6 protein-coding genes are annotated in these 12931 nt (G+C 72.3%); all 6 read right to left on the minus strand.

What is annotated here, in order from left to right:
• Positions 1-26: 26 nt before the first annotated feature.
• The 6 genes from AB0M08_RS06250 to AB0M08_RS06275 are packed head-to-tail and all read right to left on the minus strand — an operon-like array spanning position 27 to position 12713.
• A complete protein-coding gene (locus AB0M08_RS06250; RefSeq protein WP_364489297.1) occupies positions 27-1370 on the minus strand; it encodes an NAD(P)/FAD-dependent oxidoreductase in 1344 nt (447 codons plus the stop codon).
• Positions 1363-1764, minus strand: a complete 402-nt coding sequence (locus AB0M08_RS06255; protein ID WP_364489300.1) for a DUF4345 domain-containing protein — start codon at positions 1762-1764, stop codon at positions 1363-1365. Before AB0M08_RS06255 ends, AB0M08_RS06250 begins: the two co-directional genes overlap by 8 nt.
• Positions 1761-4088 carry a KR domain-containing protein gene (locus AB0M08_RS06260; RefSeq protein WP_364489303.1) on the minus strand — a complete coding sequence of 776 codons (2328 nt, stop codon included), beginning with the start codon at positions 4086-4088 and terminating at the stop codon, positions 1761-1763. The genes AB0M08_RS06255 and AB0M08_RS06260 overlap by 4 nt, the downstream gene beginning before the upstream one ends.
• A complete protein-coding gene (locus AB0M08_RS06265) occupies positions 4085-5443 on the minus strand; it encodes a cytochrome P450 (RefSeq protein WP_364489306.1) in 1359 nt (452 codons plus the stop codon). The genes AB0M08_RS06260 and AB0M08_RS06265 overlap by 4 nt, the downstream gene beginning before the upstream one ends.
• Positions 5436-11234 carry an SDR family oxidoreductase gene (locus AB0M08_RS06270; RefSeq protein WP_364489309.1) on the minus strand — a complete coding sequence of 1933 codons (5799 nt, stop codon included), beginning with the start codon at positions 11232-11234 and terminating at the stop codon, positions 5436-5438. The genes AB0M08_RS06265 and AB0M08_RS06270 overlap by 8 nt, the downstream gene beginning before the upstream one ends.
• A gap of 12 nt (positions 11235-11246) precedes the next feature.
• Positions 11247-12713, minus strand: coding sequence for an acyltransferase domain-containing protein (locus tag AB0M08_RS06275; protein ID WP_364489312.1), 1467 nt, complete (start codon positions 12711-12713; stop codon positions 11247-11249).
• Positions 12714-12931 lie beyond the last annotated feature (218 nt).

The following is a 12931-nucleotide window of genomic DNA, read 5'->3' on the forward strand; positions in this document are numbered from 1 at the left end:
CGACTCCTTGAGGAGGTGTGCGAACGTCAGGGACGAAGCAGGAATTGACTCATCGCGCCGAGCTTTCCGGCGATCAGGCGCTCGGCCAGCCGGGCCGGTCGCCCGGCCGGGTCACCGGCGCCGAGCAGCAGCCGGCGGGCGAACCTCATGGAGAGGCGCAACCGCTCCGGCCGGGGCAGCGTCGCGAAGAGCTCGCGGACGCCGGCGCTGGAGAAGAAGTCGGCCGGCGACACGGTCTGCCCGAAGAGCCCGACCAGGTCGCTCGCCACCGCGGCGTTCTCGGTGGCGAGGCAGAGCAGTTCGCAGACCTCCGGCGGGTACGGCACCAGGGTCGCGAAGTCGCAGGTGTACTCGTAGTACGGGACGGCGTGCCCGTCCCGCCGGAGGTGGTACTCGGCCAGGGCGTCCGCGGCCGGCCGTTCCCCGGTGAGACCCTGGTGCAACGCCTCCGCCAACAGCCCGGCGTCCCGGAACGCATCGGTGATGCCCTGTGCCGTGCACGGGTCCTTGCTGTACGCCGCGTCGCCCACCAGCGCCCAGCCCGGCCCGTACGGTTCACGGAGGAAGTTCGGGATGGCGCCGCGCATCCAGTCCTCGGCCCGGGTGGCCGCCCGGACCCGGTCGGCGAACTCCGGCGCGGTCGCGTGCAACGCGTCGAAGTACGCCCGCTCGGCGTCCGCCTCGGCCGGGTACTCGCCGGCCCGCCAGGCGATGCCGACCAGGGTCTGCTCGTCGTTGGTGGGCCAGGCGAAGACGTAACGGCCGTCCACCCGAAAAGTCGGCACGTCCGGTACGGGCAGTCCCGACCAGTACGTCCACAGGCCCCGGGTCAGCGGCGGGCGGGTCCGGTACGCGGGCGCCGCGACCGCGCGGGCGACCAGCGAGTTGGTGCCGTCCGCGCCGACCACGAACCGGGCGTGCTCGGTGAACTCGGCCCCGGACGCGCTCTGCGCCCGGACACCCACCACGGCGTCGCCGTCACGCAGCAGCTCCCGGACCGAGACGCGGTCGCGCAGTTCGGCACCGGAGGCCACGGCCGCCTCCACCAGGACGCGGTCGAGGACGTGACGGCGTGGCGCGTACGCGACGTCGACGTCACCGGCGGGCGGGATCGGCGCCATGAAGTCGAGCGCGCCCTCCACCAGGCCGTACTCACGGATCGGCGGGCAGCCGCTGGACGCCACCGCGTCCAGCAGCCCCCAGTCGCGCAGGGCCCGGATCGCGGGCGGGTGCAGCAGGTGGGTGGACATCGGCTTGCCGCTGGGGAGAGCGGCGCGGTCGAGCAGCAGGACCCGGTGGCCGGCCCGGGCGAGCAGCATCGCGGTGGGTGCGCCGGAGCACCGCGCGCCGACGACGATGACGTCATACATCGACGCGCACCCGGTTCTGCCAGAGGATCAGCACCGGGGGCGCCACCAGCTCCAGGACGGCGAAGAAGACGAAGAGCGGACTCGGTACGCCACTGACCAGCAGGGAGAGCACCCGGGCGAATCCGCCGGCGAAGACGATGCCCGCGACGGCGCGCAGCGGCAGCACGGCGGTCCGCACCCGGGGAACGATCCAGGCCAGGGTGAGACCGGCGCCGAGCCAGATCATCGCGAAGAACCGGTAGTTGCTCTCCAGGTCGGGGTTGGACTCCGGCCGGGTGGGCAGGGTCGCGGTGCCGAGGATGACGTCCATCAGGCCGGTGATGATCGGGACCGCGGCGAGAACACCGATCACGATCTGCAGGGCACGGCAGGAACGGGGGGACGGATCGGTCATGACTCTTCCTCAGATATCGGTGATCGGTGATCTTCTGCCGGGCGCCACCGCGACCCGATGAGCTCGGCGACGGTCCGGCCCCGGTCGTCGGTGATCAGAGCCAGGCCGCGGTGCGGGACGGTACGCAGACGGGCCGCCGTACCGGTGGTGAATCGCCCTTCGGCGAGGGTCCAGACCGGATCGGCACCGCCGGCCCCCGGCGCGTGCTGGACGGCCGCCTCCAGGTGGCTGACGGGCAGGTCCGGCGTCGGCGGCTCGTGCAGGGTGAACAGGTCGAGCGGCGAGGCCGGGATGACCGGCCGGGCCCAGCCGTCGACGGTCCGCGACCAGTCGGCCGGGTCCGCCGCCGTAGGCGCCCACCGATAGCCGGCGCGCGGTGCCGGCGGGCCGTCCTCGCCGGGCTCACCCCCGCGGGCCGGGCCCGGGTCGTCGGTGAGGACGACGCTGCCGGTCGCGGCACGGATCCCGCTGTGCCACAGCTCCACGTCGGCGACCCAGTCGGTGCCGCGCCATTCGGCACGGGCGTGCCGCACGAGCGTCACCGTGTCATCGGCCGCGAGCCGCAGCGCCGCCGGACGGATCGCCACGTCCCGCAGCCGCGTGTACGCCGGCGGCTCCTCGGCCGGTGGCCCGAGCCAGAGCCGCACCGCGTACAGCAACTCCAGCGCGAGGGAGACCGGCATCGCCGGAGCACCGTCCACCGAGACGTCATGCAGGCAGGTCGCCCAGTCCGCGTGCAGCCGGTGACGGCTCTCCAGCAGGCGGCCCGGGGCGAACTCGGTCACGTCGCCGAGCAGGAAGCGGCGGGTGAGCATCCGGTCGCGACCGGCCCAGTGCGGCGGCAGTGGGATGCCGTGCAGGTAGACCGGGGCGACCTCGCCGATCTCGGCCATGTAGCCGATCTCGCCGCGGTCGTCGTGAGTCAGCTCAGCCCGCCAGGCCCGGGTCCCGGCGGCGACGGTGATCGGGCGCATGTACCGCGTGGCCGCCTTGAGATTGGTGATCAGTCCCACCCCCTCCCAGGTGGGCCAGGCCAGCGTCTTGACCGGGTATCCGAGCCGGTGCCCGGCCCAGTACGCGAGCCGGGCCAGCCCGTCGTTGGCGGCGGCGTAGTCGAGTTGGCCGGGCATCCCGCCGTACCGTCCGGTCTGGGAGCCGACCGCGCAGAGCACCTTGAGCCGGTGGTCGCCGAGCGCGGTCAGCAGGTTCAAGAAGCCGTCGGCCTTGACCGCGATCACCTCGAGGAACTCCGCGGTGGACTTCGACGGCAACCGTTTCGGCTGGTCGATCCCGGCGTTGTGCACCACCGCCGACAGCCGTGGGCCGAGATCGCGGACCAGGTCCGCGACGTCGCGGGCGCTGGTGACGTCGCAGGTCCGGTATCCCACGGACAGGCCGCGCCGCCGGGCCCGGTCCAGGTTCTGCCGGATCTCCCGGGCCTGTCGCATCGTGGCGATCCGGCGGCGGACCTGGACGACCGGGGCGTCACCGCGCCGCGTGTACAGATCGCGCTCCATGGCGGCCTGCTCCTCGGCAGAGGCCGTCAGCCATACGGTGTCCGGGGCCGGCAGCGGGGAACGGCCGGTGACCACCACCTCGCAGCCGTACGACGCCGCCATCTCCAGGGCGATCTCGAACCCGATCCCGCGGGCGCCGCCGGTGAAGAGCAGCACGTCCCCGGAACCGAGCGGCACCGGGCCGCCGCCGACCGGGCACTCCCGCGGCATCAGGGTGACCCGGCGGCCGTCCGGGCGCCCCACCTCGAAGAGACGGCTCGCCACGATCTCGGCGACCACCACGGCTCCGGGGTCACCGTCGGCCGGGAGGTCGAGCACGAGAGGACGGCAGACCGGGAACTCTCGGGGCAGGGTCTTGGCCAGACCCGCCCAGAGCCCGCCCAACGGCTGGGCGGCGGGGTCCGGCAGGAGGCCCATCGACCCGCCCATCGCGGTCACCGCCACGTACTGCAACCGCCCGGCACGCGTCTCTCGCGCCCACACCGGATACACCCACCGCAGCACCTCGACGGTACGGCTCATCGGTGCGCGCCACGCCCCGGGACGCACCGGCACTCCGGCCGGGACTCCGAGGTCGACGATGATATCCGGAATCTCGTCGTCGCCGGGGGCGGACTCCCGGTCGTCGTCCCAGGCCGTGGCGACGGCGCCGTGGCGCGCAGCGGCGGAGCGGACCGACTCCCGGGCGCCCGGCGTGCCGTTGACGGCGAGCAGTCGCCGGCCCGCGAGCGCGGCGGCGTCCGGCTCGGGCAGGCCGGGGAGACCGGCCAGTTCCAGGACGTGCCGCAACGGGTCCTCGGGGGTCACGTCGTCCTCCTGGTACGGGGACGCAGCCGCAGCAGCATGTCGCCCATCGGCCGCATCGAGATGACCGAGTCGCCGTACCGGGTGAACCGGCCGGGAACCAGCTCCAGGCGGTACCGGGCGACCACCATGGCGACGATCAGGCGCAGCTCCATCAGCGCCATGACATTGCCGACGCACTGCCGGGGGCCCCCGCCGAACGGGAAGTACGACATCCGGGGCGGCTTTCCCGGTGCGTCCGGCGCGAACCGGCCCGGGTCGAACGCCTCCGGGTTCTCCCACACCCTCGGGTTCCGGTGCGAGACGAACGGGGACAGCAGCAGCGAGCTTCCGGCCGGGATGTCGTACCCGGCCAGGATGTCGGGCCCGGTCGCGTCACGCGGGTAGAGCCAGATCGGCGGGTACAGCCGCAACGCCTCTTGGACCACCATTCCCGTGTACGGCAGATCGTTCAGGGTTTCGGCGGTCGGCTCGCCGTCGCCGAGTACCCGGTCGACCTCGGCCTCGATCTCCTCGGCGACCCACCGGTGCTGCGCGATGGCGTAGAGGGTCCAGCAGAGGGCGGTCGCCGTGGTCTCGTGCCCGGCCAGATAGATGGTGAGCAGTTCGTCCCGCATCTCCTGGTCGGTCCACGGCCGCCCATCGGCGTCCCGGGCCGCCTCCATCAGACCGAGCAGGCCGCCCCCGCCGGTCCGGGCGTGGTTCTCCCGGACCTCGTCCACGACGCCGTCCAGGATCCGGCGGTTCGCCGCGATCAGCCGGTTGCGGCGGGTCGGCAGCCAGCCGGGCAGCATCTCGCCGACGTACCCGTGCGGGAACATCACGTCGATGCTCTCCTCGACGACCTTCCGGAGCACCGGCACATTCGGCCGGATGTCGAAGCCGAAGAGCGAGGTGCTCAGCGTGACCAGGGTGACCCGCAGCGCCTCGGCGATCAGGTCCACCGGTTCGTCCGCGCGCTGCGCCCGGTCCCAGCGGTCGAGCATCTCCCGGGCCGCGCCGACCACGTTCGGCACGATCCCGCCGATCGCGGCCCGGGCGAACGCGGGCTGGACGGCACGCCGATGGGAACGCCACTGATCGCCGTCGGTGGTCAGCAGCCCGGTACCCATCACCAGCTTGAACTGCTCGTAGAAACGCCCCCGGCAGTAGTTGGCGTGGTTCTCGGTCAGCACCCTCCAGACCGCCTCGGGCTCGGTCACCAGGTGCACCAGGTAGGGCCCGAAGTTGAGCCGGACCACCTCGCCGTGGTCACGCTGCATGGTCAGCAGGAACTCGGCCGGATTCCGCCGGTACGGCAGCAGACTGCCCATCGGCCCACGGGCACGCGGACCCGGCGCCCTCTTCTCGTCAGCCACGTCGTCCCACCCCGATCGCCTCGATCTCGTTCCGGTCCACCGGCAGTCCGGTCGTCACGTCCACGTAGCCCCGGACGATCCCGGCCACGTCCTTCATCTGGAGCAGCACCTCGCCGCCGGGCAGGGTCGCGGTGAACCGGCTGCCCGGCCCGCCGGAGTCGTAGAGCAGGCCCCGCGGTGTCACCGCCATGTCGATCGGTACACCGCGCGCGCCGAGATCGACGTCGTTGTCCGGGCAGTACAGGTCGATACGACGGATCCCGGTGGGCGCGGCGATCGGCACGTACCGGTCATCGATCAGCTCCAGTACGGCGAGCCGGGCGAGCCCGTCGAGCATCAACGCCGGAATCAGGAACTGCTCGAACTCCGAACCCGGGCCGACCGGCCCGGTGTAGTGGGCGCGTTTGCCCATCGGGTGCAGGCGGGTCGAGGTACTGGTGACGAAGGGGCCGGTGAGCGCCACCGACGCGCCGGGCACGTGGTACGGGTCCGCGATCGGCGTCTCCGGCGCCTCCGGCCACGGCTCGATCCGCGGCGCCCGCGGGTAGTCCGGAGTGAGCACCGCCTTGCCGGCGAAGTGCAACCGGTCCGCGGTGAGTACCCGGCCGTTCGGGGCGAGCACGTCGCCGAGGACGCGTACCCCGATCACCGCCTGCCGGTCGTCGCGGTGCAGCAGCTTCGCGACGATCCGGCGCGGACTCCGGCCGGTCGAGCCGCCCAGCTTGAGGAAGTGATGGAACTCGATGTCACGGAACCCCGTCACGCGCCACTCCGGCACCAGCCGCAACGCGGCCTCGGCCATCAGTTCGGTGACGAAACACCCGGGCAGCGTCGGTGCGCCCTGCACGGCGTGGTGCCGCAGGAAGCCGTCGCGTTCCTCGGTGAAGAGCCGCTCCACGGTCAGCGCGCCCGGCGCGCCCGGCAGCACCCGGTCGACGTAGAAGGATCCCCGGGACAGCGCCGGCGGACGGCGTGGCGCCCAGTATCCCGGCATGATCCGTTCGACCGCCGCTCGCTCGATGTCGCCCAGGTGGTAGACCGCGGAAGCCCGGTCACCGGTGCTCACCTCGGTCAGGAAATGCTGGACGCCCTCCGGGGTCGACATCGGGGTCAGCGTGTCCGCCTGCGCCCCCGAGAAGAACGAGTGGTGCAGCGGCGACGCGGCCATCCCCGCGTCCTTCCAGAGCGTCCAGCCGATCGCCACCTCGTTCCGGCCCGCAGCGACGTTGTGATCGGCGGCCGAGGCGAGGAAGTCGTTGGCGGCCGCATAGTCGGTCTCGCCCAGTTGCCCGGTGAGGCCGATCAGGGAGGCGAAGCTGCACCACAGCCGCGGCGCCCGGCCGCGCAGAGCCCGGCGCAGGTTGAGGTAGCCCTGCACCTTGACCTGCCGGACCAGCCGGAAATGTGCCAGCGGCTTGCTGCCCAGGGCGCCCGCCCGGTTCACTCCGGCGGCGTGTATCAGCAGGTCGATCCGGCCGTGCTCGGTGAATATCCGGTCGAAGACCGCGGTGAGCCGGTCCACGTCGGTCACGTCCGCCTGCCGGTAGTGGACCCGGCCCGCCCCGGCCAGGGCCTCCAGCTCGGCCAGGTTGGCCAGCGCGCCGGCCGCGCCGTGCAGTCGCTCGTACGTGTCGATCGCGGCCTTCGGCGGCCGGCCGGGATGCCGGCGCATCTCCTCGCGCAGGAAGGCGCTCTTGTCGGCCAGCACCTCGGCACCGCCGCGTTCGGCCAGCTCACGGGCGATATCGTCGAGTGGTTTCGAGCCGAGCGCGTAGATCGTCGGCGCGTGCCGCAGGGCCACCGCTTTGAGTAGCTCGGGAGTGATCCCCCGGGCACCGCCGACCGCCACCACGACGCTGTCGCCGTCCAGTGCCGGTTCCGGCGCGGCGGTGGCCGGAGCAGGTCCCGCGACGAGCGTGTGCCGGACACCGTCCACGTACCGGGCCACCGCGAGGGACTGCTCGGCGCGGGCCTCCGTGGCCAGTTCGCGCAGTCCGCCCGGGAGATCGCCGCGGGTGGTGAGCACCCCGGCCACCAGACACGGGCGCAGTTCCAGGGCGGCGCTCTTGAACAGGCCGGTGAAGAGTCCCGCGAACGGGTGCGCCACCCCGGAGGTGAAGAGGCCGAGAACCGTGCCGCTCTCCGCGCGGATCGTGGTCTCGCAGATCTGGAGCATCAGGAACACCGCGTCCTGCAACCGGCCGAACAGGTCCGTGTCGCCGTCGAGCGCCCGCTCCGCCGGGGCCATCGCCTCCAGGTCGGCGATGACACGCACATGGGCGGGCACGGTGCCGCCGAGTGCCGCCTCCACCGCGGAACGGGTGATCTCGGTGAGTGTCCGGCGGCGCACGCCCTCAGCCGGTACGACCGAGAGCACCAGCGGGTCGCCGGGACGGGTGCCCAGCTCGCCCAGCAACTCCGGGGTCGCCGTGACCACGACGTGCTCCGCACCGAGCGGCTCGACCCGAGGACCCACCGGATCGGCGCCGGTCGGCTCCCAGCGCGCGGTGTACCGCGCAAGCTGTGCGGCGGCCACCGGCGCCGGGCGGGGTGGCAGGTCCAGGGAGAGCGACAGGGGCCGTGCCGCGGCCGACTCGTAGGCGGCCACCTCGACCGGCCCGGACTCGGAGCACAGCGCCCGGGCCACGGCCACGGCCGCGTCCGCGCCGAGATAGAGCGGCTGGTCACCGGCCTCCGGCGCGGCACCGCAGACGATCCGCCGCCGATCTGCCGGTGCCGCGGTCTCCTGGCGCAGGTCGCCGACCACGGCCAGCACGGGCAGCCCCGCGGCCTCGGCCGTCTCCCGCCTCATCAGGGCGAAGAGCGCGGCACCCTCGGCCGGGCGAACCCCGTCCACGCCGGTCGACGCGGCGACCATGCCGGCCGTCACCGTGGTGGTGTTGCCGTTGACACCGCCGACCAGCGCAACGTCGATGTCGCCGCCGCGCAGATAGCGGGCCGCCACGTCGAAGGCGCCCAGTGTGGACCCGAGCCCGAGGTCGATCACCATGTTCGGGCCGTTCAGGTCGAAGTAGTTCGACACCCGGGCGGAGATGACGTTCGGCATGATCCCGGGGAACGAGTCCTCGTTGGAGGCCGGTACACCGCCGCGCACGATCTCCCGGAAGCCGGTACGGAATTCGTCGTCGAGCGCGAGACCGTCGAGCGCGGCGAGTGCGCTGTCGAGGTGGCAGCGCTTGCCGTACTCGACGGCGTGCCGTGTCGGCCCGAGGTGTCCCACGAAGACACCGGTGGTACGCCGGTGCTCGGTCCACACCTCGCCCAGGTGCTGCCGTAGTTCGTCGGCGCAGCGCAGCATCATGAGCTGGCAGCGGTCCAGGGTCCGGATGACCCGGGGTGGCATCCGCAGGGTCATGCCCGAGGTGTCGTACCGGGGACCGAAGCTCAGACCCGGAGCGGGACCCGCGCCGGTGAGCCAGGCACGGACGGCGTCCGTGCCCTCCAGACCGGGCACATGCGCCGACCAGGCGGTGATCACGACATCGCCGTCGCCGGGCCGCGGGTGCGCGACCGGCCGGTCCTGGACCACGACGTGGGCGTTGGTGCCGCCGAAGCCGAACCCGGAGACCGCGGCCACCCGCGGGCGGTCCGCCCGGGACGGCCACGCCACCGGCGCGGCTGGGATCTCGATGCCCGCCTCGGCGAGCCGATACTCGGCCGGGCTCTCGGTGAAGTGCTGCTGCGGCAGGATCCGCTGCCGGTCGAGGCCCTCCAGCACCTGGATCAGCGACACCGCTCCGGCTGCCCAGCCGGTGTGACCGAAGAGCGACTTGTTGGAGGTGAGCCGGATCGTGTCACCCCGGCCGCCCAGGACGTCCCGGATGCTGGAGACCTCGCAGAGGTCACCAGCCGGGGTTCCGGTGGCGTGCGCGACGACCCAGTCGGGCACACCGTCGAGCGGGCCCTTCGTCAGGGCGCGCTCGATCGCGAGCCGCTGCCCGGCCACGTTCGGTGCGTAGATCGCCTTGCCCCGGCCGTCGGACGAGGTGCCGATCGCCCCGATGTAGCCGAGCACCCGGTCGCCGTCGCGCTTCGCCGTGTCCAGGCGCTTGAGCGTGACCGCGGCGGCACCGTCGGAGAAGAGCACGCCGTCGCAGGCCCGGTCCAGCGGGCGGACGTCGCCACTGATCGAGAGCCCGTGCAGCTTGGCGAAGAGCACCGCGTTCCGCGGGCCGACCGCGAACGCCCCGCCGCAGACCGCGACGTCGATGTTCTCCTCCAGCAGACCCTTGATCCCGATGTCCAGCGCGTAGAGCGACGACGAGCAGGCCGTGTCGACCATCAGGAGCCGGGTGTCGTCCGGCAGCAGACCGGCGATCGCGTTCCGTCCCACCTGGTAGGGCAGGAGCGACCCGTGTTCCGCGAGCGACAGCGGATACCAGCCGTGCAGCAGGGTCCGCGCCTCGCGCAGCATCCGGGCGCGTCGTGGCCGGCTCCATCCGGCTCGATCGGCGGTCGCGGCGAGGTCCTCCAACAGGCCCTCGACCACCATCGCCTCCTCGAGGTGCTGGTTGCCGTCGGCGGTGTAGCCGATCACGCAGGCGGTACGCGCGCCGGCCAGGTTGCGGACACCGCCGATCGCCTCGTGCAGCGCGTGCCGGAACCACTGGGTGGTGTATTCCGTCCGGGCACGGTCCTCGCCGAGCTCCGCGGCGAGGGCGGGGTTCGGCCGGTAGTCGTCGCAGTACCCGGATCGCGTCTGGTAGGTCTTGTCCTCGTCGTCGCGGTCCGGTGAGTAGAAGTGCTCGACCCTGAACCGCTCCGGGCGGTTGCCCTTGAGCAGGTCCGCGGACTCCAGCGAGGTCTCCCACAGCTGCCGCGGGTCGTTCACCCCGGGAAGGACGAGGCCGGTCCCCACCACGGCGATCACGTCACGGTCCGGGTCCCTCTCGGTCACCACCGCCCGGGGTACGGCCGTCGCGGGCACGGCCACCGTCTCGTTCCGCAGAGCCGGGGCCTGCTCGGGTCCGGTGCTCCGGCCGGCGAACCACTGGCTCGGCGGTGTCAGCATCACGCCGCCCAGCGACATGCCCCCGTCGGCGATCACCGTCTGCCCGGTCATCCAGCTCGCCTCGTCGGAGAGCAGGAAGAGCACGAGCGCGGCGATCTCCTCCGGCCGCCCGATCCGCCCCAGCGGGGTGTTGCGGACCGCGAGCCCGCGAACCGTCTCCGGTTCGGGGAAGAGCGTGGCGACCTGCCCGTCGATCAGTCCGCCGGACGCCGTGTTCACCCGGATCCCGGACGCGCCGAACTCGACGGCGAGATACCGGGTCAGCGCCTCCACGGCCGCCTTCGCGGTGCCGACCGCCAGGTAGTTGCCGATGACGGTGGTCGACCCGATCGACGAGAGGTTGACGATGGCGCCGCCCCCTCGAGCCGCCAGCAGAGGGTGGGCACGCTGCGCGCACCAGAGGGCGCCCTTGAGGTTGGTGTCGAGCGCGCGGTCCAGTTGTTCCTCGCTCGCCTCCAACGCCGGCCCGAAGGCTCCGCTCGCGGCGTTGTTGACCAGCAGGTCCAGCCCGCCGAACCGGGTGGTGATCTCGTCGAACATCCGGTCGAGCTGCTCCGGTCTCGCCACCGACGCGCGGATCACCGTGACGTCGTGGCCCCGCGCGGTCAGCTCGTCCCGCAGCGACTTCGCCTGGTCGTACGAGTGAAAGCAGTTGATGACGACCCGCGCGCCCTCCTCGGCCAGCCGGGTGCTGACGACCCGGCCGATGCCGCGGGCACCGCCCGTGACGAGGGCGATCCTTCCGTCGAATCCTCCCACCGTGCGCCCCGCTCAGACGGCCGCGACGGGCTGGCCGGCGGCGCTCACGACGAGGTCGGCGACCTGCCCCATGGTGCGGACCTGACCGATGGGCAGGCCACTCGGGGCCGGCGGGAGACCGTACCTGCGAGCCACCCGCCCCAACAGGTCGGTCTGTTTGACGGAGTCGACGCCGAGGTCACCCTCCAGGTCGACGTCCTCGGAGAAGACCTCCGCCGGGTACTCCAGTGCCTCGCCATAGAGCTCGATCAGCTCGGCCAGCACCCGCGCACGGTCCAGAGCGGGAGGCGCCTCGTGGATTTCCGGAGCCGGAACCGGAGCCTGGGCCGCGACGGGTGCGGCGATGTCCGCCGCGCAGAACCGTTCGTAGGAGTCCCGGATCCCGGTGACGACTCGGGCACTCTCCGCGCTCCAGTACCGGTCGAAGGCGGCGTCCGACGGCGCCGGGCTCAGCAGGCCGCGGATCAGGTCGCGGAGCGCGCCGTCCCCACCGGTGGCCAGCCGGGCGATCCGCTCAGGAGTGGCCCCGGCACGGCTGGTGGCGTCGGTGGCGACGGCTTCCCAGCCGTCCTCTCCGGCCAGCACCCGCTTGACGATGCCGGTCAGCACGTCACGGCCACCGCACTCGACGAAGAGCCGGGATCGGCCGGTGTGCAGGGTCCGCACCGCGGACCAGAAGTCGAACGGCCGGGTCAGGTGCCCGGCGAGAAGCACGCCGAGATCATCGCCGGCGTTGTAGACCCGGCCCTCGATCGGCGAATGGACCGGGACCGTGGGCGTCGTCCACGCGATGCCCGCCAGCTCGGCACGGAACCTCTCCACCGCGGGCGCCAGTACGGGGCTGTGGAACGGATGCGGCGACGCGAGCCGGGTGACGTTCGCGCCGGCGCTGGTCAGCACCGGGACGAGTCGGTCCATCGCCGCCGCCGGCCCGGAGAACACGGTCTGCCCCCGCTCGTTGCGGCCGGCCACCGTGAGGCCGGTCTCTCCCAGGAAACTCACCAGGCCCTCGGCCCGGTCCCGGTCCACGGTCGCGGAGATCATGTAACCGGTGCTGGCGAGGTCTCTCAGCACGCGCACCCGGCTCGCGACGACACGCGCACCGTCCCGGACGGAACAGGCCCCTGCGGCCGCCAGCGCGCTGATCTCCCCGAAACTGTGTCCCACGAGGACACTCGGGACGACGCCCGCCTCGCGCAGCGCCGCGGCCGTCGCCGTGGACGCGGCGTAGATCAGGAACTGCAGCGCGGCCGGGTCCTCCGCCAGCAGTTCCGGCAGTTCCGGTCCCTCCGCGGCGAGATACCGGTCGAGCACGACGCCGGCTTCGTCGCGGGCCACGCCCCGCACCGTCTCCACGATCTCGGCAGCACCGGCGGAATAGCGGGCCGCGCGGGCCACTATTCCCGGCGAGTACCCGCCCTGACCAGGAAACAGTAGAACTGTCTTGACTTCGTCCGGATCGAATTCATTGTGCGTCATTTAGAGTTCCCCGATCTTCTCTAAAAATGCACGGGGAAAGGCGCACGATTGGCATAGGCCAGGCACCCAGAATCATTCACTCGCCAGCACAGTCACCAGCGCTCCCCGTTAGGCGACCGCTCGGATCACCTGATCAAAAGCTAGTCACGGCCACTGATACGTGTCAAGAACACCTGAACGTCGTGATCTTCTATATAGAGAACCAGTGATTTTCAGGA

This window comes from Actinoplanes sp. NPDC051851 (assembly GCF_040681165.1).
Taxonomy (GTDB): domain Bacteria; phylum Actinomycetota; class Actinomycetes; order Mycobacteriales; family Micromonosporaceae; genus Actinoplanes.

Bases quoted from the DNA above. Each gene is read 5' to 3' on its own strand.
- AB0M08_RS06250 (WP_364489297.1), bottom strand. From the start codon at position 1,370: ATGTATGACGTCATCGTCGTCGGCGCGCGGTGCTCCGGCGCACCCACC.
- AB0M08_RS06255 (WP_364489300.1), bottom strand. From the start codon at position 1,764: ATGACCGATCCGTCCCCCCGTTCCTGCCGTGCCCTGCAGATCGTGATC.
- AB0M08_RS06275 (WP_364489312.1), bottom strand. From the start codon at position 12,713: ATGACGCACAATGAATTCGATCCGGACGAAGTCAAGACAGTTCTACTG.